Below are 21,014 nucleotides of genomic sequence, written 5' to 3' on the forward strand. Positions count from 1 at the left end.
CATCTCAGTGATGTGGTTGAATACGTTGCCCTGCTAAGATAGCGAACCATGCCATAGGCAGATAAGCTATCACCAGATCTAACGCAATAAACCAGCCTGGAGCTGGGATCATAAAACTCGCAGCTACGCCGCCACAAAGGAAAAACACGCCAATCAGATAAGCAAAACGATGTTTATGCTTAGCCGCTATCAGGTAAGCGATCATAGCTCCGGCCAAAGTACCAAGAGCATGCGCCAGAAAGGGCATCACAAAATGTTTGGGTTCAAATAAGTCGATGCCCAAACTCAGGCTTTCGGTGTTTGTTACGTCGACGCCCGCAGGCGGAGGAATAAGCGCAGGACTGATGTGAATCAGCGCCATATTAACTGTCGCTCCAAGCAGGATCCCTAACAGAATAGCCAGTAGATTTCGCAGTAAGTTCAACATGCTGATATTCCACAAAGACATCGTTAGCTTTTAAGTTAGATGAGTTATTGCGACTGAGCAATAACATCACCATATGTGGCACCAGTCTGAAAATGTCGTCGGCGATTAGCCCGATGATTCAGCAGATGTTGCAGTAAAGACGGAATCTTGTGTCTGAGAGTCCCTTCAGGATCCGGCTGAAGGGACTCGCTTTAGAATCTACTTAGCCGCAGCCCCAGCAATAAAACGGTCCATTTCTGCTTCCAGAATTTCCAGTGGCAAAGCGCCATTGGCTAACAGGGCATCATGAAAAGCGCGCAGGTCAAATTTGTCACCCAGTTGTTGCTCGGCTTTAGCTCGCAACTGGCGGATTTTAATTTCGCCCATTTTGTATGACAGCGCCTGACCAGGCCAGGATATATAACGGTCCACTTCGGCTCTTACATTAGCTGGTGACAACGAAGTATTGCTGGACAGGAAATCCAGCGCCTGTTGACGGCTCCAGCCCTTTGAATGGATACCTGTATCAATCACCAAACGACAAGCGCGCCACATCTCGTAACTTAGACGGCCAAATTGCTGATAGGCATTTTCATACACACCCATTTCCACACCAAGACGTTCGGCATACAAACCCCAGCCCTCGCCATAAGCACTTAAATACAGATTACGGCGAAACTGCGGCACATTTTCCAGCTCTTGCGACAGGGCATTTTGTAAATGATGGCCCGGCACAGCTTCGTGTAATGTTAAAGCTACCAGTTCATAGAGTGGGCGTTGGTCCAGAGCATGGGTATTCAGCCAATAAGCACCACCGCGGATGCCACCTATGGCGGCAGGGTTGTAAGAGGCAGTCGTATAGTTCGGTGCTATTTCATCTGGCACAGGCACTATACCGTATGGCAGGCGGGGTAATTTGCCGAAAAACTCCGGCAAGCGGTAATCAATACGCTTGGCGATGTAAGAGGCTTCTTTTAATAATTCTGTTGGGGTTTTGGCGTAAAACTGCGGATCTGTACGTAAAAATTTCGTGAAGTCGCTGAAACTGCCTTTGAAGCCGGTCTCTTTAATCAGCGAGTCCATTTCAGCGCGGATCCGTTTTACTTCGGCAAGGCCAATGCTATGGATCTCGACCGGATCCATATCCTGCGTCACATAGGTATTGATGGTATGACGGTAATAGGCTTTGCCTTGCGGCAGTAGCTCTGCTGCCAGACTGTCTGTAGCGGCTTTCATATAATCGCCTTCAAGAAAGTCAGCTAAACGGGCAAAAGCAGGTAAAGCTGTTTGTGCAATAGCTTGTTTGGCGGCCTGCTGTAATTGCAGTTGTTCAGCTGGTGAAAATGAGGCCGGGAATTTAGTAAAAGGTTCATACAAGCTGCTTTGTGTCGGGTCTTTATAAACCTGAGCGCGCACTGTCGGTGCTATGCCCTGCACAACAATTTTTGGTAAAACAAAACCGTCTTTAATTCCAGTGCGCATATTGGCGATGTTTTCATCAAAGTAGCGGCCAAAGTCATGGATACGGGCAATATAATCCTGATAATCCGTAACTTTGGGCATAGCCAGGCCGCTACTGGCATCCAAAGCTGCGCTCCAGAAACTGTAGAAAGTATTAGCCGGAATACGGTCGAGGAACAGCGTATTGGACTGAATGGAGTTGCGTAGCACCCAGCCCAGCAGTTGGTGGTTTACCCTGTCCGCGTCTGTCAGTTGAGTTGTGTCTATTGCTTGCAGGCGCTGCAGCAATTTTTGTTCAGCCTTCAGACGACGCTCTCTGTCTTTGGCTGTCACACCAGGCAGTTTGTTATTGTAACCAGCCAGTCCCATCCGGCCTGCGGTAACAGGGTCTTCCTGCAGGCTGAAGTGCCAATGGTCATCTATGACCTGTTGTAGTTGTTCTGTTGCAGTGGCGGCTAAGGCGGCAGGCGCCAGCCACAAAAGCGTCAGGCTAAGTAGGCTATGATAAACAAAAGACAGAAATTTGCGGGACCTAAACACAGGGGTTCTCCAGACAGATGGATCGGCTTATTTTTATAGCTTTACCTTAGCATGAGCCCTTTCTCTGGTGACAACTTCTAACCCGTCATTTAAACGCTACACCGCATTCGTTATGTATTAGTTCGCAAATAGCTTTTTGCCTTGGGCAAAAAACAAGACAACAGCACTGTCACCAGAATAAAAGCGCTGGACCAATACAGGCATGCCTCTAAGCCTTGAGTTTGATATAAATACCCTGACAACAGCGTGCCAATGAGGCGGCCCATAGCGTTGGCCATATAATAAAAACCAACATCCAGCGAGACGCCATCTGCTTTGGCATAGCTGACAATTAAATAGCTGTGTAAAGACGAATTGACCGCAAACACAGCGCCGAAGACTAAGAGCACTGACACTAACAAAGTTTCGGTCGGGAAGGGCAGAGGCAAGAGTTTAGCCAATAGCGCTGGTATCAGACAAAGCGCAAAAGCCCAGCCCACAGCAGCCCAACGCCCCGGTACTTTGCCTGCTTTTTTACCGGTAATGAATGGAGCTACACTTTGCACCAGACCATAACCAATAATCCATAAGGCTAAAAAAGTGCCTATGGCCTGCTGGCTCCAGGCCAGTTGCTGGGCTAAAAACAGCGGCAGGGCGATGACAAACCATAAATCACGCGCACCAAATAAAAATAACCGCGCCGCCGACAACAAATTAATAGGACCACTTTTCGACAGCATGTCTTTAAACTTGGGTTTGTAACTACTTTTGCCTAAGTCTTTTTTCAGCAACACCAAACTTAATAACCACACTAGCGCTAAAGCGCCAGCCATCACAGCCACAGCACCCTGAAAGCCGATGTGTGTCAGTAAAAAACCACCTATAAAAAAACCAACCCCTTTCAGCGCGTTTTTCGAGCCTGTCAGCACTGCAACCCACTGATACAGCTTACTTTGGGAGTCTTGCGGCACCAACAATTTAATCGAGCTTTTGGCGCTCATTTTATTTAAGTCTTTGGCAACACCAGACAAAGCCTGAGCCGCCATCACCCAGGGAACTATTAATAACTCCGCAGGAACCAATAACATCGCAAGCGCTGCTATTTGTAAAAATAGCCCAATATTCATGGTTTTATTCAGGCCAATACGAGCGCCCAGCCAGCCACCAAACAGGTTAGTCAGCACGCCAAATAGCTCGTAAAACACAAATAACGACGCTATTTCCAAAGGGCTATAACCGAGTTTATAAAAATGCAGCAGCACCAACATCCGCAGAGCGCCGTCGGTCAGGGTAAAAGCCCAGTAGTTGCCAGTAACTACCAGATACTGTTTGATTGCTGCATTCATTTTACTCGTCCTTTTATATAGACCCGACCATTTTGGCTAACTCTACTGTACGATTGGCGTAGCCCCATTCGTTATCGTACCAGGCGTAAATTTTCACTTGAGTGCCATTGACCACCATAGTCGACAGGGCGTCAATAATGCTGGAGCGCGGGTCGGTTTTATAATCGACCGAGACCAGTGGCCGCTCTTCATAACCCAGAATATCTTTGAGTTCCTGCTCTGATGCCGCTTTTAACAAGGCATTGACTTCTTCCGCTGTGGTAGCGCGTTCTACTTCAAATACGCAGTCAGTTAAAGACGCATTAGCCAGTGGTACTCTTACGGCATGGCCATTTAACCGGCCTTTTAGCTCAGGAAATATTTCGGTAATAGCAGTAGCCGACCCTGTAGTGGTTGGAATTAAACTGCTGCCACAAGCGCGGGCACGGCGTAAGTCTTTGTGCGGTGTATCCAGAATAGACTGAGTATTGGTTAAATCGTGGATAGTGGTGATAGAGCCATGTTTAATGCCCAACTTTTCATGAATGACTTTGACCACAGGCGCCAGACAGTTGGTAGTGCAGCTGGCTGCTGTGACTATTTTGTGTGTTGCCGCATCAAATAACTGGTGATTGACACCCATCACTACGTTTAATACGCCAGCTTCTTTCACAGGCGCGCTGACCACCACACGTTTTACGCCTTGATCTAAATAAGCCTGTAGCTGTGCTGAGCTTTTCATTTTGCCAGAGCATTCAATCACCAGATGGCAGCCTGACCAGTCGGTGTCGTTAATGGCTTTATTGTGCGTCACAGCAATAGAATGACCCTGAATGATGACGGAATTGCCCTGCGCTTCAGCCTGATGATTCCAGCGACCGTGCACTGAGTCGAAATTCAGTAAATGAGCAAAGGTTGCAGCGTCACCGGCAGGGTCGTTGATCTGCACAAATTCAAATTCAGGCCAGTTAAAAGAGGCGCGTAACGCCAAACGACCTATACGGCCAAAGCCGTTGATACCCACTTTAATTTTTTTCATCACAGTATCTCTTTGCTAATCAGTTATGACAGGCTTTGAAAATAAGCCTGATGTGGAGCTAAAGTCAGTGCATTAGGCCGCAAAGCCTGAATACGTTGTTTCACCCGTTCTTTATCGATGCCACGTTCAAGCAGAATTTGTGCTGCTACTAAACCAGTGCGGCCTGAGCCCCCTTTGCAGTGAATGGCGACTTTTTTGCCCTCTTTTAACAGCTGATGAATTTGCGGGCCTTGCTGCTGCCAGGCTGTGGCAAAGTCAGCACGTGGGGCATGGTCGTCTTCAATAGGGCAATGAAACCAGGCTAATCCAAGCTCTTCGCACAAGGCTGGCAAGTCAGTAACCTGGTTGAGTTCCATTTCCTCGCGAGGCATTAAGGTCAGAATGGCCGAGGCACCTGCTTGCTTTAACGTCAGCAAAGCGTCTTTTAATGCTTCAGTTTTAGTGCCAGGACAAGGGGTGAACAGAAGTGCTGCTGAGCCTTCCAGTACTAATTCGTCAAATGGGTGTGACATCAATTTTTCCTTATCAACTGTGCAATAGCTTTATTCATCGCGCAAAAACCAATGGCGGGTGCGGTTAGCAAACCATACCAAAGACAACATCACAGGCACTTCAACCAGCACACCAACCACTGTGGCAAGGGCTGCGCCTGAATTCAGGCCAAAAAGTGAAATAGCCACAGCAACGGCCAGTTCAAAAAAGTTACTGGCACCGACCATACCGGCAGGAGCCGCTATGTTATGCGGCAACTGCAGTTTGCAGCCGGCAAAGTAAGTCAAAGCGAAGATGCCGTAGGTTTGCAGCAGTAACGGAATGGCAATCAGCACTATGGCGAGCGGTTGATTCAAAATGGTTTGTGCCTGAAAACCAAATAACAGCACTACAGTGGCCAGTAAGCCAAAGATGGACCAGGGTTTTATTCGTGCCAGTAAAGTCGTTAGTTTTTCGGGACTTTTGCCTGAGAAAGATTTTCTGGTCCAGACACCAGCCAGCAGCGGTAGCAAAACATAAAGCAGCACGGATAAAATCAGCGTCGACCAAGGCACAGTGATATCTGACACGCCCAATAGCAAAGCACTGATAGGCGCAAAGGCAAAAATCATAATGATGTCGTTCACAGACACCTGCACCAGAGTGTAATTGGCATCGCCTTTAGTTAACTGACTCCAGACAAACACCATAGCGGTGCAAGGTGCTACGCCAAGTAAAATCATACCTGCTATATATTCAGTGGCAGTTTGTGGGTCGACCCAATCGGCAAACAGCACCCGGAAAAACAACCAGCCGAGCAGCGCCATAGTAAAAGGTTTGATCAGCCAGTTCACCACCAGCGTCAGTACAATGCCTTTGGGTTTTTTCGTCACATCTTTGATGGCGCTAAAGTCAATCTGCACCATCATTGGATAAATCATCACCCAGATAAAAGCGGCGATCACCAGGTTCACTTGCGCATATTCAAAGGACGCAACCACCTGAAACAAGCCGGGGAACAGGTTGCCAGCAACAACACCCAGCAGCATGGCTAATGCAACCCAGACCGATAAATAACGTTCAAATAATCCCATTGTGGGTCTCCTTTTTGATGCTGGTCCGTGAAATTAACAGCAGCTTTTTTGTCGCTCTGGTCTGTCACCCATATGACATAACTGCTTTTGGTTTAATGCCAGCCAGTCAGAGCTTGCCTCCAGTGTTTGTTGCAAACAGAATAGAGCCCACTGCGGTAATTCAGGATTTAAGCGGTAATAGACCCATAAACCTTGTTTGCGGTCGAGCACAATGCCATCGCGGCGCAACTGGGCTAAATGACGGGAGATTTTCGGCTGACTGTCGGCAAGCGCAGCCACCAGCTCACAAACACAAAGCTCTTGTTCCTGCTGGATCAGCAACAAAGAACGTAACCTTGTTTCATCTGCCAGAGCTTTAAAAAAGGTGATAGGGTTAAGTTGCATTATTGAAGCTACATATGGAAAACCATATGCAGTAGTATATATCTGTTTTTCCATATGTAAATTGAAATCTATGGAGAAACTTAGCTTTGCGATATGCTAGAGCCAATAAAAACAAGGACGCTTAGCCATGACCAATCAGCTGCTTGATGCTGGATTTTTAGATGATCAGTGTTTATCGGGACCATTACCTGACCAGTGGTTAGTGTTACCAGCTACTGCTTTAACTAAAAGACGCTGCAGCTGGGCTTTGGCTTTGCTGGTCGTATTAGGCGCAGTCGTGGCAGCGCAGTGGTGGTGGGAGTTACCTTGGCTACTGCCTGTCCTTGGGAGTGTCAGCGGATTGATATTTCTTGCCAGTTGGTTCTGGTTACCACTGGCGATCCGCCACAGCAGATTTTTACTTCGCACTGAAGATTTTTTACTGCAATCTGGCGTGCTCTGGCATAAAGCTGTGTTGATCCCCTTGCATCGGGTGCAGCATGTCACCATCAGTCAGGGACCACTGCAAAAACGTTTTGGACTGGCGACCTTAAAAGTCTATACAGCTGGTGGTCTGGACGCTGAAGCGACGTTGGCGGATATAGAATATGGAGTCGCGCAGGCGTTAAGTGAGCAGTTGAGTCAGTTGATCCCACGCGGAGACAGTGATGTTGAACGCTGAGGTGCCAGAGCCAAAAACCGCTTCTGAGCAGTGGCAGCGCAGTTCTATCTGGGCTCTGCTGCCTTTGCTGGTCAAAGCTGTGGTGCAATGGGCTGGTGTGATCCTTGGTGGCGCCTATCTGACGTTTAGTGATCGTTTTCAGCATTATGCTCCCTATGGTCTGACAGTTTTGACGCTATTGATCATCGGCAGTGCCGTGTTGAACTGGCGCAGCACTTTGTTTCGTGTTTCAGCTCAGGGCATTGAGTTAAGCCGGGGCGTATTACAAAAAGAGCATCTGCTACTGGCAAAATCCCGGGTGCAGGAGCTGCAGGTGCAACAGCCGTTTTATTTTCGGCCGCTGCAATTGTTTACGGTCAGCCTGGACAGTGCTGGTAGTCAGCAGCAGGAGTTTTATCTGACCGGCCTGACGGCGCAGCAGCTTAGTCTGTTGCAAGGCGATGCGCAGGCCTCGCGGGATAGTCCTTCAACACCTTTTTTCCGCATCTGGTTGGCGACTTTATACAACAAACATTTGTGGTTACCTTTGATGGCTGTCTGTGGTGCTGTTTTGTCGCAGCTTGATGGCAAATTAGGCGAACAGCTATTGGCGCAAGGTGGTGAAATGCTGCAACAGGCAGGTCTTGAACAAAGTCTCACTATGCAAATAGCTGCCAGTTTTGGTCTGGTGCTGTTGTTATGTTTAGTCTTAGTGCTGATGAGCTGGATTTGGCTTTATCCGCAGTATTTTGTGCGTGATGACAAACAACTGCAGCTGATTCAGGGCTCGTTGCTGAAAAAATCTCAGCGGATCCTAAAGAAACGAGTACAGCTGCTTAGGCTGAATCAGCCCTGGCTGGCACGGATTTTTGGGCACTTCTCTGTTATTTTTCATGGTTTTACTAACTCTCAGGAACAAAGCAGTAAATTTGTGCTGCTGGGGCAACGTCTTGACGAGGTCAATCAACAACTAGTAGCGCAGCAGTTGTTAGCCTTGTCTGATATGCAAAAACTAGCCTGGCAGCGTTTTACTCCGGCCTATTTCCGGCGTTTGCTGTGGCTTAGAGGGAGCATCATTCTGTTATTGAGTCTGGTGATTGCCCTGTTGCTGCACACCCAACTGCTCACTTTAAGTACAGGTCTTCTTTTGCTGGGCCTGTCTGCCCTCTGGCTGCTGGCGGACTGGTGGGCCTACCGGCGTTGGCATGGATTTTATCTGCAGGATCAGGTGCTGTACCTGTGGCGTGGTGGTATTGGTCAGTGCTGGCAGATATTACCTTTGCGGCAAGTACAAAAAGTGCAGTTGGTACAATCGTTGTTTTTGCGTAAGCATCAATTGGTGCAGCTCAGGTTCGATACGGCCAATGGCAGCATCACTCTGGCTGCTATTCCAAATCAGCAAGCCAGGGATTTATATGCCCAGGTACTGAGTTTGCGACACTGAGCTCAGTATGGTCTGCTCGATGCGTCGACTCGTATAACAGCGGAATCATGATGAATTCAGCAGCTGTGGTTTAACTCTTTAACGATGTAATTTGCAGCAAAAACAGTTTTGTTATTTGAGAACAGTTCTTGTTTGTGGCTATACTGCGGCAACTTTCAGTGAACCCCAACGGAGTATTCGATGAAATTTTGGCAAAAATCTTTAATCGCAGCAGCCTTAACTGCTGCAACTATGGCTCAGGCTGCAGAAGTGAATGTGTATTCTGGTCGTCAGGAAGAATTGATCAAACCTATGCTGGATCAATTCAGCAAAGACACAGGGATAAAAGTGAACCTGATCACCGGTAAGCCGGATGAACTAATAAGCCGCATGCAAAGCGAAGGCCGCAATAGCCCTGCGGACCTGCTGATCAGTACAGACGTGGGGCGTTTACATCGTGCTGAGGTACAAGGATTATTACAACCTGTTGATTCAAAAGTGCTGACCGATGCTATTCCTGCTCACTTACGCGATCCTAAACAGCAGTGGTTTGGTTTAACTAAACGTGCCCGTCCTATCATGTATGTGCCAGGCAAAGTCAAACCAGAGCAGTTAAGCACTATTGAAGATTTGGCGGATCCAAAGTGGAAAGGTAAAATCTGTGTGCGTTCATCTGACAATATTTATAACCAGTCGATGGTAGCCGCGTTGATCACCCAGATAGGTGAAGAAAAAACTCAGGCCTGGGCCAATGGTTTTGTTAAAAACTTCGCTCAACCACCTAAAGGCGGCGACCGCGATCAGATCAAAGCAGCCGCTGCTGGGGTTTGTGATATCGCCATTGCCAATACCTACTATTTAGGTGGTATGTTTGATGATGCGGGCGACAAAGCCGCGGCTGAAGCTGTGAAAGTATTCTGGCCAAATCAGCAGGACCGTGGAGCTCATATCAACATCTCTGGTGCTGGTGTGGCGAAATATGCACCAAACAAAGCTGAAGCGATAAAGTTGCTGGAATATATGGTGAAACCCCAAAGTCAAAGCTGGTACGCTGTGACGAACCACGAATATCCTGTTGTGGCGGATGTGAAGTGGAGCCAACGTCTTGAATCTTTTGGGCAATTTAAGGCTGAGCAAGTACAATTATCGACTTTAGGTGAGTTAAACGCTAAGGCGATTCAAGTCATGGACAAGGCGGGCTGGAAGTAATTCCACTGCGTAGTTTTGTTGATTGGATAAGCGGGCGACCATAAAGGTCGCCCCTACGTTTTTTAGAAGGACACTCCTCGTTTGACCAGCCCTTTATTTAGCCGGACTATCACTGTATTCGCTTTGCTACTGGCAGTGCCTGTGCTGGTGGTGCTTGGCTCTTTAGTGACGCCTCAACCACAACTTTGGACACATTTGCTCGATACTGTGTTGGCTGATTACGTCATCAACTCTTTGGTATTGGCCTTGGGTGTGGGTTTGTTAAGTGCTGGCATAGGTACTTTTACCGCCTGGACAGTGGCGCGTTATCAGTTTGCTGGTCGTACTCTGGTGCAGTGGTTATTGCTGCTGCCCATGGCGATTCCGGCCTATATTATGGCCTACAGTTACACAGGTTTACTGGATTTTGCCGGACCAGTACAAAGCGAATTACGGCTGTGGTTTAACTGGTCTTACGGTGATTATTATTTCCCTGAAATCCGCTCTTTACCCGGCGCTATACTGATGTTGTCGCTGGTGCTTTATCCTTATGTCTACATGCTGGCGCGTACGGCCTTTCGCCAGCAATCCGGTTCTTTACTCGAAGCCAGCCGCACTCTTGGCCTCACACCCCGACAGCATTTCTGGAAGGTGGCTTTGCCAGTGGCTCGCCCTGCCATTTTAACCGGGGCGGCGCTGGCGATGATGGAGGCTCTGGCTGACTACGGTACAGTGCAGTATTTTGGTGTGACTACCTTTACCACCGGTATTTTCCGCACCTGGTTTGGTATGGGTAATCAACTGGGGGCAGCCCAGTTGTCGGCGCTGTTGTGTAGTTTTGTGTTGCTATTGCTGTATCTGGAACAATGGTCCAGGCGCAAACTGAAGTTTTATCAGCAAGGCCAAAAGCAGCAGGAGCAGTCCCGGCAGCCAGTGCAGGGTTTAACCGGTTTTAGTTTACTGCTGCTGTGTTTATTGCCTGTTATTTTTGGTTTTTTCTTACCGGCGCTGCAGTTAGTGGGCTGGGCTTTAGAGAGGTTAGAGCAACTGTGGTCAGCTGACTTTGTTCAGTTATTAATCAATAGCTTTTCACTGGCTGCTTTAACAGCTGTAGTCACCGCCAGTCTGGCTTTGTGTTTTGCTTATGCCAAGCGTTTATCCGGCCATTGGTCTTTGGTATTGCCGGTGCGTGTTGCAGCTATGGGTTATGCCTTACCAGGCACTGTGATTGCCATAGGTGTGATGATTCCGCTGGCGGCATTAGATAACTCCATCGATCTATGGGCAGAGCGGCAGTTTGGTATTCGTACCGGTTTGTTGTTATCTGGTACTTTAGTCGCGCTGGTGTTGGCCTATACAGTGCGTTTTATGGCTGTTGCTTTGCATAGTGTTGAAGCTGGTCTGATGAATATTACGCCTTCCATGGACAATGCCGCCCGTAGCTTAGGTGAAAGTCCGGTTGGTGTGCTAAAACGGGTGCATTTGCCGCTGCTCAGAGCTTCGGTGCTGAGTGCTTTATTGCTGGTGTTTGTGGATGTGCTTAAAGAGCTACCAGCCACTTTGTTACTGCGGCCTTTTAACTTTAATACCTTGTCGGTGCGCAGTTACGAGCTGGCTTCAGATGAGAGGCTGGCTGATGCGGCTTTGCCCGCGCTTGCCATAGTACTGATAGGTTTAATTCCGGTGATCCTGCTGTCCCGTGCTTTGGATCGTTCAAACAGAGGAGCCACCTAGTGCTGGTATTACAACAAGTATCGATAGCTTATGGTTCAGCCACTGTGGTCAAAGATGTGAGTCTGAGTTTACAACAAGGCCAGATCGGCTGTTTGTTGGGACCTTCTGGCTGCGGTAAAACCAGCTTATTAAGGGCTATTGCGGGTTTCGAACCTGTGCAAACGGGCTCAGTAATACTGGCAGATAAGAACCTATCAGAGCCAAACCACATGATAGATCCTGAGCAGCGCCGCATAGGCATGGTGTTTCAGGATTTTGCGCTCTTTCCGCATCTGACCGTAGCGCAAAATATTGCCTTTGGCTTAAAGAAAAAGCCAAAAGCTCAGCAGCAACAGATAGTAGCGGAGCTGTTAGCTTTAGTCGGCTTGCCGACCTTAGGCGAGCGTTATGTGCATCAACTCTCTGGCGGTCAGCAACAGCGGGTGGCTTTAGCCCGGGCTTTAGCACCAGAGCCAGAGGTTTTGTTATTAGACGAGCCTTTTTCAGGCTTAGATGCTGATTTACGTGAGGCTTTGGCACAGGATATCCGCGCTATTATCAAACAACGTGGCATCAGCGCTTTGATGGTGACTCACGATCAGTTTGAAGCTTTTGCCATGGCCGATCAGATAGGTGTAATGCAACATGGCAAGCTGCAGCAGTGGGGCAGTGCTTACGAGTTGTATCACCAGCCCGCCAACCGTTTTGTTGCTGATTTTGTTGGGCATGGCGCTTTACTCAAAGGCGAAGTACTAGCGGATGGAAAGGTGTACACAGCCTTGGGCGTATTTGCTCAGACGCAATCGACTTTTACCCCTGGTGTCGCGTTAGATTTACTGGTGCGGCCGGACGATATAGTGCATGACGATCAAAGCGGCGTTACTGCCAAAGTGGTGGGTAAATCCTTCCGGGGCTCACATATTTTGTACAGTCTGGAATTGGAAGGAGCAGAGCAGGTGTATTGTTTAGCGCCCAGCCACCACGACCATCAGCTACATAGCCGCATTGGTATTAAGCTGGAGCTGGATCACTTAGTCTTATTTCCACGAGCATAAAACTAGGCTCAGCTCAGATTGTTAAGGGTTAACAATCTGAGCTGAGCCTCATCGAATTTACAAGGTAAAACGTGCAACGGCATTGTTCAGGCCGTTGGATAAAGTGCGAAGTTCATGCGCCACTTCACTGTTATGACGGGTCGCTTCGCTGTTTTGTGCCGACATAGTAGCGATACGTTCGATATGACCTGCCACTTCGTTACTGGCGGCGTTTTGTTCCTGCAATGACATGGATATAGATTCAACAACACTCACCACCTGCTGAAAGCTGTGCTGAATAGTATCTATGGCTGTACCAGCCTGGCCTGCCAGTTCAACCCCCATATTCACTTGCTCTACCCCTGTACTCATCTGGCCCACAGCATCCACTGTGCCATTTAAAATCACGTCTATCATGCCGGAAATTTCAGTGGTTGATTGAGTAGTGCGCTGCGCCAGTAAACGTACTTCGTCTGCCACTACGGCAAAACCCCGGCCTTGTTCACCAGCCCGGGCTGCTTCGATAGCAGCATTTAATGCCAGTAAGTTGGTTTGATCAGCAATGCCTTTGATCACGTTCACAATAGAAGAGATTTGTTCAGATTGTTTACCCAGCTCTTCAATACGGCCTGAGGCTGAACGCACTACCCCAGCTATCCGTTCCATACTGGCGACTGTGTCGTTAATCACTTTACTGCTTTGTTGCGCCTGTTGACCGGACTTTCCGGCAATAGTCCGGGCTTCGCTGGCATTGGCTGAAACGGAATCTATGCTAACACTGAGTTGTTCCACAGCTGCAGCTATCGACGAAGAGGCTCTGGATTGTTCTTCTGCTGAGGCTGACAGCTGCTCTGTGGTACTGGCCACTGTTGAACTGGCACCACTTAAATCGGCAGCAGCGGTTTTGATTTGACTCATCAACTGATGCAACTGAGTTTGCATTCTGGCAAGTGCTTGCAGCAAGTCCGCTACTTCGTCACCACCGGTGGTATCAATTTTATTGGTTAGTTTGCCATCGGCCACAGCGGAGACTAAATCTTTAGCAACCTGTAACCGATTTTGCAGCGAAGTTTTCAAATAAAGAGCGATAAAAACACTGAACACCAGAATAATTAAACCACCTAACAGCAAAGTGGTTAAGACAAAACTTTTGGCCTGAGCTGCGTCCTGACTGCGACTGTCTAATAAAGAGCGTTCTCTTTGCTGCACAGTTTCCATCTGCAGACGAATTTTATCCATAAAGGCTTTGCCTGTGCCGCGGCGCTCAAATTCCCGCACAGCCTGACGTGCTGTTGTATCTGTGCCTGCTGCTGTCATTTGACTGATACTTGGATCAATAGCCTGAGTCAACCAATCGTTATAGAGGCCCTGTATAGTTTTTAAGCTTTGTTGTTGCTCCGGATTATCCGAGGTTTTCTGCAGTAGTTCTTTGATATCTTTTTCAGCTTCCAGTTTGCCCTGATGGTAGGGGTCTAATGACGCTTCATCGCCGGTGATCACAAAACCACGCTGGCCTGTTTCTATATTCACGAAGGCTTCCGACAATCTGTTGGCAGTGCGAATCACTTCAAAGGTATGGATATTCAGTGCAACAGCCTGCTCCATTTTATTTAATTGATTCAAAGTGATTACAGTCGACAAAGCAACCAGCGCCACAATAGCTGCAAAAGCAAAAATAAGTTTTCTAACCAGAGTCATGGTTTACCTCAGTGGGGAATAGCTGTTAATTAGCGGCCTTAAAGCCCGGTGCTGTAAATTGATTAATACAGTTAGAAGTGGGTACGTGAAGTTTGAATAGTGGATCAGTCGTTTCAGTAATTAAATAGGGACAAGGTGTTGCTGAACACACTCAGAGGTCACATCAATATGATGAAATTTCATGCGCCGAAAAGATGATTACCATCTGGCAACCTGACCATTTGCTGCGACCCAAAACACAGAAATCTTTTGCTTTTTGCAGAAATCCTGCAAAAGAAACATTCTGTCTCTGTATTCATTCGTATCTGGCAAAGCTAAACCAACTTCATTGGTTTTTTGTGGATTTTCAGTTTCATTGAGTGCAGTGAGCATGGCATAGGCCACGTTTGGCCAGGAGCGACTCAATTGATCTCCCGTACTGGCTTCGCCCTTGCACTCTATGACTAATAGTTTGCCTGAGACCGGATCTTTAGCCTCAACGTCATAACCTTGCCTTGTTCCGAGTCGCACCACTACCTCTGAATACCCTTGAGCTTTTAGCCAGGCTTCCATAGCTCTTTTTACATCATCTTCCAGTATCGGCATGCCTGTCCATTTTATAGTTAAATTTCGCTCAAACGCTGGCAACTTGTTGTGGCTTAAGCGTCTTTGGCTGCTGCGTTGTGCTGGCATTTGTTTGTTGCTGTACGGCAATACCTGTGCATTACAAGTAAAAATTCAGAATAAATCCTAAGTAAGAAACCACTTGGAGATGAATCCACAAACAACAATGATCGCACCAATGAACGATGCTTGATTGTTATCTTTATAAGTCCCAACTGCTAAGCATGAAAATCCTACAGCTAATGCTAGATCCCCAAATTTCTGACCGTAAAAAATAAAATTAACAACGTTGATAAAACTAAGAATAACAGCCAGAGCTAAAAATACTTTGCTATCCCTTTTCATTCTGAATTTGCCTCCGAGCTTGAGTCATCATATAGCTAACGCCGCAAACAAGGGCGCCGCCAGGCGTCCTGCTTGATTTGACTTGTTAGGGCTGGACCCCAAATCAAAGCCTTCGAATTAAGTTCTTTGCCCATATCATACAGAACTCAATTGCCCAGTCTGTTTGAGGTGGTGACAATTCAGGAACTGGCTGGCTCCCGGCACCATGCCCGAAGGGATTACGCACTTTGGAAAAGAATTCTACCAAACTTTCTCGCTCCCACCCATTTATAAACTCTCCGTTTGCTTTTGCTCGAAGGTTATCAATGTAATTAGTTGCTCCTTTTTCATTCCCTTTTGTCCACCCTTTCGCGTCAGAAATAATTTTAATAGTACTTTCCAAAGCTTTCGCCGCAAAAAGGGCTGGATCTCTTCCACCACTGTCTCGGAGATCAATAGCTTCCTTCATATCATGATCTACATTTCGCCATATTGGATCGCTAACCAAATTCCAAAAAGGCTGTTCAATCTCGCAAGCAATGACTTCATCCTCTGAGATTTGAATAAATCCATTATGATAATGAAGCTTTACCTTACATTGACGGAACCGCTCATTTAGTTCATTGCACGATGCTCTAAACATATCGTTTTGAGTTTTATTCCACGCACGCAGACCATCTCCATGATTTCCTGGCAGACGTAACGACCGGTTAGGTCTAACTTTTGCGGCCAGATCCTCTTGTTGAATTCGTTTATCGAGACTAGCATTCAACGATGCCAGCTTCTCTTCTTGCTCTCGGAACGCTATTTCTATGAAGCTTAAACGCTCTTTAATGAATTGATCAGCTGAAACTGAGCCATCGTACTTAGCAACAACAAAGTTTTCGCAAACCGTTATTTTCGGCCACGATCCGCTAGTCCAATGTTTGTTTCCGTTCCACTCGGTGTAGTAGCCATATGTAGGTGAGGACAGGTCCTTAAGCCCAAGCTCCATAGCTAATTTCTTATTTAGGCCATCCCATAGGGCCTTAGATTCTGATCTCTCATTACCGCTAGCGTCGTAGTATGGAAACAACTGCTCCGACACGATTCGAAATCCTTGAACCAACAACCTACGTGCGTTTTCGTCGAAATTATCCCAAATAGGATTTTCAAGGTATCTATGAGCAAAAATATCAGTAAGCATTACCAACCCATTTGAATATGATATTCCAAGGAATTATCTACAATCACCGTGGCGCCCTAACGACCGCCACACAGGCGAGCAACTTGTTGCGAGTCCAGAGCCGCTGGCGCGGTGTGCTGGCGTTTGTTATACAAACCTATTTAAAATCCAATGTATCGGACTACGCAAAAAAGCAAAAAGCACTAACCCTAAGAATATAGAGGTTAAAATTTTCATTCCTATAGAGTCGTCCGTATACAAACGATCACCCACACGAAGCTCAATTAGCAAATTTTCTGATTTAACATGTTTTCCGGTAATTACCTTACCTTGCATAATGTCAAAAAATTCTTTGCAAGTCGTATATGTTCCATGGGCGTAATACTCTTTTCCATCAAGTATATAAACCCCTCTAAATTTGTCGGGTTTATACGCTTTCTTGCAAGCAAGTTCACTGTGAGTTAAATCAATTGATTCAACGCTCTGCTCAACCCTAGTGGACAAAATGTATACCATTGCAAATATCACAAAACAAATTGCCAACATGATATCTATTTTGACTTTCTGCGTGGACAATTCTGCAAAACCTCAGTTTGTATAACGCCCGCCACGCATGCGAGCAACTTGTTGCGAGTCCAGCGCCGCAGGCGCGGTGTGCTGGCGTTTGTTATGTTTTTTCATTGTATCTCTTTACAAACCAACCGATTAAGGCCACCGGAAACAACGCTGCATTTACAACAATCATTCTAGCTATGATGCCGAGGAAAAATATAATATCCATATCTGGCGTGCCGTCCCAATTTGGCTTGGACATTACTTGGTGTATAAAAATCAAATCGGCGACAATGATTGAAAAACTAACAGCTCCTTGTGCGATTAAAATCCCCAAAAATCCAATTTTCCTTACAAAGAAGTAAGTCAGCGGGATCCAAACTACCCAATAATAAAATTCATACTCTAGGAACAACTAGACCTGCCTATAAACATAACGATTAAGCTAAGGGGCCGGCTTCGCCGGTCCCAGTGAGCGAAGCGAACGTTTTGAGCGCATTGTTAGGTGCACTACACACTGAACGCTAGCGCAATTAGTGCAGGCTGATTCTTTTCGGTGCAACGATAATTAACAAAAGCAGCGCACTCAACTAAAGCTGAAAACTGTTCAGGGCAGCGTTCTTTAAATTCGCGAGAGTTTTCAATTAAGACTGTAAGCGTTTCACCTGGCTCGATATGCATTTTTGTCATCCCGGAATCAGGATCATCAAGGTCTGAAAGGCAATCAATCCAAGCATTCATGTTGGCACCGTAAAAATCAGGGAAGCCAAATACCTCAGAGAACACTCCATGAAAGCTGTTCCAGTCGATGATTTTGTTTGCATCAATGCGTATCAAGGCTTGTGTACCTAACGATGCCAGCAGCGGCAGAAAAGCCGCGTAGCGGATTTGAGGTCCAGCCCACGAAGTGGGCGTTGCTGACTGGCCTTGTTATGCTTTTTCAATTTCTTTCAACGACTTTTCAGACATATTGAAAAGCGCATTTGGACTATTTTCATCTATCTTGTACTTAAAACCCGAGTGAACTGCCGCTGCTATAAAAACGCCATTGGTAATATAGCCAACTTTCTTCTCAGCCAAGTCCTTCAAACCGTAACTGCTGCGCTTTGAATTGATATTTTTTATTTGCTTTACCTGACTTAACCACTCAACAGTCTTATTGAATGCTTCTGTGCTTTTTAATAAATCAGCCTGACTTTTTGAGAATTCATCGGATTTTTCTTTTTGTGAAAGCCCACGGCCATTTTTGTAAATACCGATACCAAAATCTGTCAACTCAGGGATAAGATCTATCACCGCTTGAATCTGTTCTTTGCTCATATTCACTCACCTCAATTTAAAACCTGCTTCAGGCATAACGATATAGCTCAATGGCGCGTTTAGCGTCCATTGCAGCGTCTTGTTCTGTCTTTGGTTTGCGGTGGACCACCATTCCCTTGGTTCCTTATGACTCAAGCAGTAAAACAATTCTCGACGAAAAAACTCGCCGGTATTGGGGTTTGTGGCTTTACTCGAAGCTTGTGCGCGCAATCCGTCTGCATGCTCGCATCAGCGGTGACGCGAACGCTTCGAGCGTTACAGAAAAACACAAACTTTTCAAGATTAGTTTGTTCTCTAAATCTGGACATTATGCCCCGCCGATCTAAAGCCCTTATTCCGGCGAGACAGAACGTTTGAGGTAAGCGGCAGCCGGAACGCCGCAGGCGTGGAGGGAACCCAAAGCGCAGCTTTGGGCTATCCGCTTGACCGAATTGTTAGAGCGCATTTCGGTAATGCCCTCGGATTACAGCGATTGAATCGACGGGCTCTCCGCCAAAACGTACTGCTTTACTCTCTAGCGTGGAAAACTTTGCCTGAAGAGACCTTGGAATCTCTGTCGTTAAGCTCGCGACAACGAGTGATGACGCAAGGTCAAGGGCGCAATTGAAATTATCGAAATCTTCTTCTGACTCAGCCAAATCAACAACAGCAGACAGCAAGGAGAACGCCAAATATGGCTCGATCTGTTGCTCAAGATCGCTGAAAAGACCAACAGTCATTTCTTCTTCGTGGGCGTAGGTTTTCCCCCAACCAGAGACGCGAGCACGGAAGAGTGCCTTTAGCTCTTCTGGATTTCCTTCCAGAGCTTCCTGAAGGTGTTCTTTTCCGAGGTCGAGGACGCTGCTCATCTTTTGCGCTCTAACGCTGCCAGAACCGGCGAACTGAGCAACGCGAAGTGAGTCCAGTAAAAGGCGCGTTTCTTGCGCCTTTTACGTGGTTACTGGCCTTGTTAGGCATTTGCCAGCTCCTTGATTTGAATTTCGACACATTCTCTTACCCATGGGGCATCGAGATCATAACCTGTGGCGTTTTTACCACTCCAGTTTACTCCAACTAGTAAACCATCTTTTGTTAAACCGGGAAGCCATTTATCTCTAAATTCATCCCAAGATAATTCAACTGGCTCAAAGCCGTTGTAAGCTGGAACATTTTTAATTATCTTCTGGACTCGAGACAAAGTTGACCAAAATGGTTGAGATCTTTGTCCAGTTCGAGTTTTTGGCGCTGGATAACCGCCTTCATCCCTGATGGTCCAAACTTTCTTATTTTTTGCTACATCCTTATAAAAAGCATGCGCTTGTGATGCAGACTGTCCCATGTTTTATATGCCTAACGCCCAAATTTAGCGCGGAAAGCCGCGCAGCGGATTGACGTCGCAGCCAGCGCTTTTTGCTGGCGATAAAATTTGTTTGTTATACATTCTCTGCCTCTACATCTTTTGCCAATGAACGGGGTAAATGCTTTTAAATACAATACTTTTGTAATCTTCAGGCTCTAACTCGCGCCTTTTTAGCATTGGGAAAAAGTATAAAGCTGCACAAAGTGAACATAGTAAATACAAACAAACCAGCAATAAAACCAACCCAAAACCAAAGATAGAAAAGACGAGTTGGTCGCTATACTCTTTTAACGGCACTTTTAGATCTATACCAAATACTGGTAGAGCTTTCATAAACAATATGTAGGCTAAAAATCCGCCAAGAATACATCCTGTGCTACCTACTTTTGCAGCCTTATCATAAAAATAAGGCTTCAGGTTCAGTTGGCTTTTGATTGCTTTAATTAAAATAATCATTACCTCGAGAATGTATAACGCCCGCCACAAACGCGAGCAACGTGTTGCGAGTCGAGCCGCGAAGCGGCGTTTGGTGGCGCTTGTTATGAGGTGCTAGCACGCAGTTGGTTAATAACTTGCTGTAGTGTAAATTGACTAGCTCCGTAATCACTGATTGCTCCTTGCTCATTTAGCTCAGTTATTTCAAACCCTTCTTCGATGTCTTCGTAGAAGATAATGGTTGCGCCTACTTTTGCAACTACAAAGCCGGATTCTGTGTTACCCCAGCGTTCTATTTTTACTGATTCGAGAGGTACTCTGATCTTGTTAAAGTAGGCGAGCTCTTCATCACTAATGTCTTTACATTGAGATGCAATTTCGTTTTCGAGCGCATCTTTTGAAATTGGCATCCAGCTCATATAGCCTCATAACGCAAAGCACACGGGTGACGACCGCGCAGCGGTTGGCATCCCAGCGGCCACAGGCCGCGAGTGATGCGCCTTGTTAGGGCTAATTTACTTTTTGCTAAGTTCATCAAGCTTCCGGTGAATGATATTTAGCTGCAAGTCAATTTGTTGATTATTAATATGTTTTAAATGCATTGATCGCTCTAATGCGTAAAGAATGTAGCCAATAACAACATACAAGCCGAACTCAAAATACATAATCAATAAAACTGCGACTGCGATTTTTACCGCAGACCAGAGCGCTATGGAAAAGAACTTTACATCCAATAGCCTTTTTATTTGCTGTTCCTGTTCACTGAACATAAGTTTCGATTAGCCCTAACATTTGTATATTGTGCTGGCACGATTTGCCTGGTTCTACCAGTTGACGTGCTGCGGTTAATTATTTGATTCACATAGTGTTTTTGTTAAAAG

The 21,014-nt window shown here is 46.5% G+C and carries 23 protein-coding genes; 5 read left to right on the forward strand and 18 right to left on the reverse strand.

What is annotated here, in order from left to right:
- Window positions 1–4 precede the first annotated feature (4 nt).
- From IEW88_RS01065 to IEW88_RS01095, 7 genes are all read right to left on the reverse strand, one after another.
- Window positions 5–427 (reverse strand): hypothetical protein, encoded by a 423-nt coding sequence (locus IEW88_RS01065; protein ID WP_147903074.1) that lies wholly within the window; start codon window positions 425–427, stop codon window positions 5–7.
- Window positions 428–625: 198 nt separating this feature from the next.
- On the reverse strand, window positions 626–2,407 hold the full coding sequence (locus tag IEW88_RS01070) for a DUF885 domain-containing protein (RefSeq protein ID WP_147903073.1): 1,782 nt from the start codon (window positions 2,405–2,407) through the stop codon (window positions 626–628).
- Window positions 2,408–2,517: 110 nt separating this feature from the next.
- Window positions 2,518–3,732 carry an organoarsenical effux MFS transporter ArsJ gene (arsJ, locus tag IEW88_RS01075; RefSeq protein ID WP_147903072.1) on the reverse strand — a complete coding sequence of 405 codons (1,215 nt, stop codon included), beginning with the start codon at window positions 3,730–3,732 and terminating at the stop codon, window positions 2,518–2,520.
- A 13-nt stretch (window positions 3,733–3,745) separates the two neighbouring features.
- Window positions 3,746–4,750, reverse strand: a complete 1,005-nt coding sequence (locus IEW88_RS01080) for an ArsJ-associated glyceraldehyde-3-phosphate dehydrogenase (protein WP_147903071.1) — start codon at window positions 4,748–4,750, stop codon at window positions 3,746–3,748.
- 23 nt (window positions 4,751–4,773) lie between these two features.
- Window positions 4,774–5,262: a phosphatase domain-containing putative toxin gene (locus IEW88_RS01085; RefSeq protein ID WP_147903070.1), complete on the reverse strand. Its 489-nt coding sequence runs from the start codon at window positions 5,260–5,262 to the stop codon at window positions 4,774–4,776.
- A gap of 30 nt (window positions 5,263–5,292) precedes the next feature.
- On the reverse strand, window positions 5,293–6,315 hold the full coding sequence (gene arsB / locus IEW88_RS01090) for an ACR3 family arsenite efflux transporter (RefSeq protein ID WP_147903069.1): 1,023 nt from the start codon (window positions 6,313–6,315) through the stop codon (window positions 5,293–5,295).
- A gap of 33 nt (window positions 6,316–6,348) precedes the next feature.
- The gene (locus IEW88_RS01095) at window positions 6,349–6,699 is read right to left on the reverse strand and encodes a metalloregulator ArsR/SmtB family transcription factor (protein WP_147903068.1); all 351 of its coding nucleotides are present in this window, start codon (window positions 6,697–6,699) and stop codon (window positions 6,349–6,351) included.
- Between the two features lie 127 nt (window positions 6,700–6,826).
- Between IEW88_RS01095 and IEW88_RS01100 the strand changes: the two genes are divergently transcribed.
- From IEW88_RS01100 to IEW88_RS01120, 5 genes are all read left to right on the forward strand, one after another.
- The gene (locus IEW88_RS01100) at window positions 6,827–7,360 is read left to right on the forward strand and encodes a PH domain-containing protein (RefSeq protein WP_147903067.1); all 534 of its coding nucleotides are present in this window, start codon (window positions 6,827–6,829) and stop codon (window positions 7,358–7,360) included.
- Window positions 7,347–8,783 (forward strand): PH domain-containing protein, encoded by a 1,437-nt coding sequence (locus IEW88_RS01105; protein WP_147903066.1) that lies wholly within the window; start codon window positions 7,347–7,349, stop codon window positions 8,781–8,783. The genes IEW88_RS01100 and IEW88_RS01105 overlap by 14 nt, the downstream gene beginning before the upstream one ends.
- Before the next feature lie 180 nt (window positions 8,784–8,963).
- Entirely contained in the window at window positions 8,964–9,971 is a 1,008-nt protein-coding gene (locus IEW88_RS01110) for a Fe(3+) ABC transporter substrate-binding protein (RefSeq protein WP_147903065.1), read from the forward strand.
- Between the two features lie 81 nt (window positions 9,972–10,052).
- Window positions 10,053–11,684 (forward strand): ABC transporter permease, encoded by a 1,632-nt coding sequence (locus tag IEW88_RS01115; protein WP_147903064.1) that lies wholly within the window; start codon window positions 10,053–10,055, stop codon window positions 11,682–11,684.
- Window positions 11,684–12,718, forward strand: a complete 1,035-nt coding sequence (locus IEW88_RS01120) for an ABC transporter ATP-binding protein (protein WP_147903063.1) — start codon at window positions 11,684–11,686, stop codon at window positions 12,716–12,718. Before IEW88_RS01115 ends, IEW88_RS01120 begins: the two co-directional genes overlap by 1 nt.
- A 57-nt stretch (window positions 12,719–12,775) precedes the next feature.
- On the opposite strand, the gene IEW88_RS01125 is transcribed toward IEW88_RS01120, so the two are convergent.
- The 11 genes from IEW88_RS01125 to IEW88_RS01175 all read right to left on the reverse strand — a co-directional run bounded on the left by IEW88_RS01125 (window position 12,776) and on the right by IEW88_RS01175 (window position 20,552).
- Window positions 12,776–14,395 carry a methyl-accepting chemotaxis protein gene (locus IEW88_RS01125; RefSeq protein ID WP_147903062.1) on the reverse strand — a complete coding sequence of 540 codons (1,620 nt, stop codon included), beginning with the start codon at window positions 14,393–14,395 and terminating at the stop codon, window positions 12,776–12,778.
- A gap of 198 nt (window positions 14,396–14,593) precedes the next feature.
- Complete coding sequence (locus IEW88_RS01130; RefSeq protein ID WP_147903061.1) at window positions 14,594–15,067, reverse strand: hypothetical protein; 474 nt, start codon at window positions 15,065–15,067, stop codon at window positions 14,594–14,596.
- Between the two features lie 379 nt (window positions 15,068–15,446).
- The gene (locus IEW88_RS01135; protein ID WP_147903059.1) at window positions 15,447–16,508 is read right to left on the reverse strand and encodes an abortive infection family protein; all 1,062 of its coding nucleotides are present in this window, start codon (window positions 16,506–16,508) and stop codon (window positions 15,447–15,449) included.
- A gap of 126 nt (window positions 16,509–16,634) precedes the next feature.
- Entirely contained in the window at window positions 16,635–17,063 is a 429-nt protein-coding gene (locus tag IEW88_RS01140; RefSeq protein WP_147903058.1) for a hypothetical protein, read from the reverse strand.
- 91 nt (window positions 17,064–17,154) lie between these two features.
- A complete protein-coding gene (locus IEW88_RS01145; protein WP_147903057.1) occupies window positions 17,155–17,376 on the reverse strand; it encodes a hypothetical protein in 222 nt (73 codons plus the stop codon).
- A 173-nt stretch (window positions 17,377–17,549) separates the two neighbouring features.
- Complete coding sequence (locus IEW88_RS01150) at window positions 17,550–17,876, reverse strand: barstar family protein (RefSeq protein ID WP_147903056.1); 327 nt, start codon at window positions 17,874–17,876, stop codon at window positions 17,550–17,552.
- Window positions 17,877–17,969: 93 nt separating this feature from the next.
- Window positions 17,970–18,359: a hypothetical protein gene (locus IEW88_RS01155; RefSeq protein WP_147903055.1), complete on the reverse strand. Its 390-nt coding sequence runs from the start codon at window positions 18,357–18,359 to the stop codon at window positions 17,970–17,972.
- Window positions 18,360–18,793: 434 nt separating this feature from the next.
- Window positions 18,794–19,207 carry a hypothetical protein gene (locus IEW88_RS01160; RefSeq protein WP_147903054.1) on the reverse strand — a complete coding sequence of 138 codons (414 nt, stop codon included), beginning with the start codon at window positions 19,205–19,207 and terminating at the stop codon, window positions 18,794–18,796.
- Window positions 19,208–19,308: 101 nt separating this feature from the next.
- Window positions 19,309–19,677 (reverse strand): DUF2750 domain-containing protein, encoded by a 369-nt coding sequence (locus IEW88_RS01165; protein WP_147903053.1) that lies wholly within the window; start codon window positions 19,675–19,677, stop codon window positions 19,309–19,311.
- Between the two features lie 111 nt (window positions 19,678–19,788).
- Entirely contained in the window at window positions 19,789–20,154 is a 366-nt protein-coding gene (locus tag IEW88_RS01170) for a hypothetical protein (protein ID WP_147903052.1), read from the reverse strand.
- An 83-nt stretch (window positions 20,155–20,237) separates the two neighbouring features.
- Entirely contained in the window at window positions 20,238–20,552 is a 315-nt protein-coding gene (locus tag IEW88_RS01175; RefSeq protein ID WP_147903051.1) for a hypothetical protein, read from the reverse strand.
- Window positions 20,553–21,014 lie beyond the last annotated feature (462 nt).

The organism is Rheinheimera tangshanensis, from assembly GCF_014645135.1.
Lineage (GTDB): Bacteria > Pseudomonadota > Gammaproteobacteria > Enterobacterales > Alteromonadaceae > Pararheinheimera > Pararheinheimera tangshanensis.

Excerpts from the sequence above, each read along its gene's own strand:
- IEW88_RS01160 (WP_147903054.1), bottom strand. The coding sequence starts at position 19,207 with ATGAGCAGCGTCCTCGACCTCGGAAAAGAACACCTTCAGGAAGCTCTG.
- IEW88_RS01110 (WP_147903065.1), top strand. The coding sequence starts at position 8,964 with ATGAAATTTTGGCAAAAATCTTTAATCGCAGCAGCCTTAACTGCTGCA.
- IEW88_RS01165 (WP_147903053.1), bottom strand. The coding sequence starts at position 19,677 with ATGGGACAGTCTGCATCACAAGCGCATGCTTTTTATAAGGATGTAGCA.
- IEW88_RS01175 (WP_147903051.1), bottom strand. The coding sequence starts at position 20,552 with ATGAGCTGGATGCCAATTTCAAAAGATGCGCTCGAAAACGAAATTGCA.
- IEW88_RS01155 (WP_147903055.1), bottom strand. The coding sequence starts at position 18,359 with ATGAGCAAAGAACAGATTCAAGCGGTGATAGATCTTATCCCTGAGTTG.
- IEW88_RS01105 (WP_147903066.1), top strand. The coding sequence starts at position 7,347 with ATGTTGAACGCTGAGGTGCCAGAGCCAAAAACCGCTTCTGAGCAGTGG.
- IEW88_RS01100 (WP_147903067.1), top strand. The coding sequence starts at position 6,827 with ATGACCAATCAGCTGCTTGATGCTGGATTTTTAGATGATCAGTGTTTA.
- arsB (WP_147903069.1), bottom strand. The coding sequence starts at position 6,315 with ATGGGATTATTTGAACGTTATTTATCGGTCTGGGTTGCATTAGCCATG.
- IEW88_RS01080 (WP_147903071.1), bottom strand. The coding sequence starts at position 4,750 with ATGAAAAAAATTAAAGTGGGTATCAACGGCTTTGGCCGTATAGGTCGT.
- IEW88_RS01065 (WP_147903074.1), bottom strand. The coding sequence starts at position 427 with ATGTTGAACTTACTGCGAAATCTACTGGCTATTCTGTTAGGGATCCTG.
- arsJ (WP_147903072.1), bottom strand. The coding sequence starts at position 3,732 with ATGAATGCAGCAATCAAACAGTATCTGGTAGTTACTGGCAACTACTGG.
- IEW88_RS01170 (WP_147903052.1), bottom strand. The coding sequence starts at position 20,154 with ATGATTATTTTAATTAAAGCAATCAAAAGCCAACTGAACCTGAAGCCT.
- IEW88_RS01130 (WP_147903061.1), bottom strand. The coding sequence starts at position 15,067 with ATGCCAGCACAACGCAGCAGCCAAAGACGCTTAAGCCACAACAAGTTG.
- IEW88_RS01135 (WP_147903059.1), bottom strand. The coding sequence starts at position 16,508 with ATGCTTACTGATATTTTTGCTCATAGATACCTTGAAAATCCTATTTGG.
- IEW88_RS01125 (WP_147903062.1), bottom strand. The coding sequence starts at position 14,395 with ATGACTCTGGTTAGAAAACTTATTTTTGCTTTTGCAGCTATTGTGGCG.
- IEW88_RS01095 (WP_147903068.1), bottom strand. The coding sequence starts at position 6,699 with ATGCAACTTAACCCTATCACCTTTTTTAAAGCTCTGGCAGATGAAACA.
- IEW88_RS01085 (WP_147903070.1), bottom strand. The coding sequence starts at position 5,262 with ATGTCACACCCATTTGACGAATTAGTACTGGAAGGCTCAGCAGCACTT.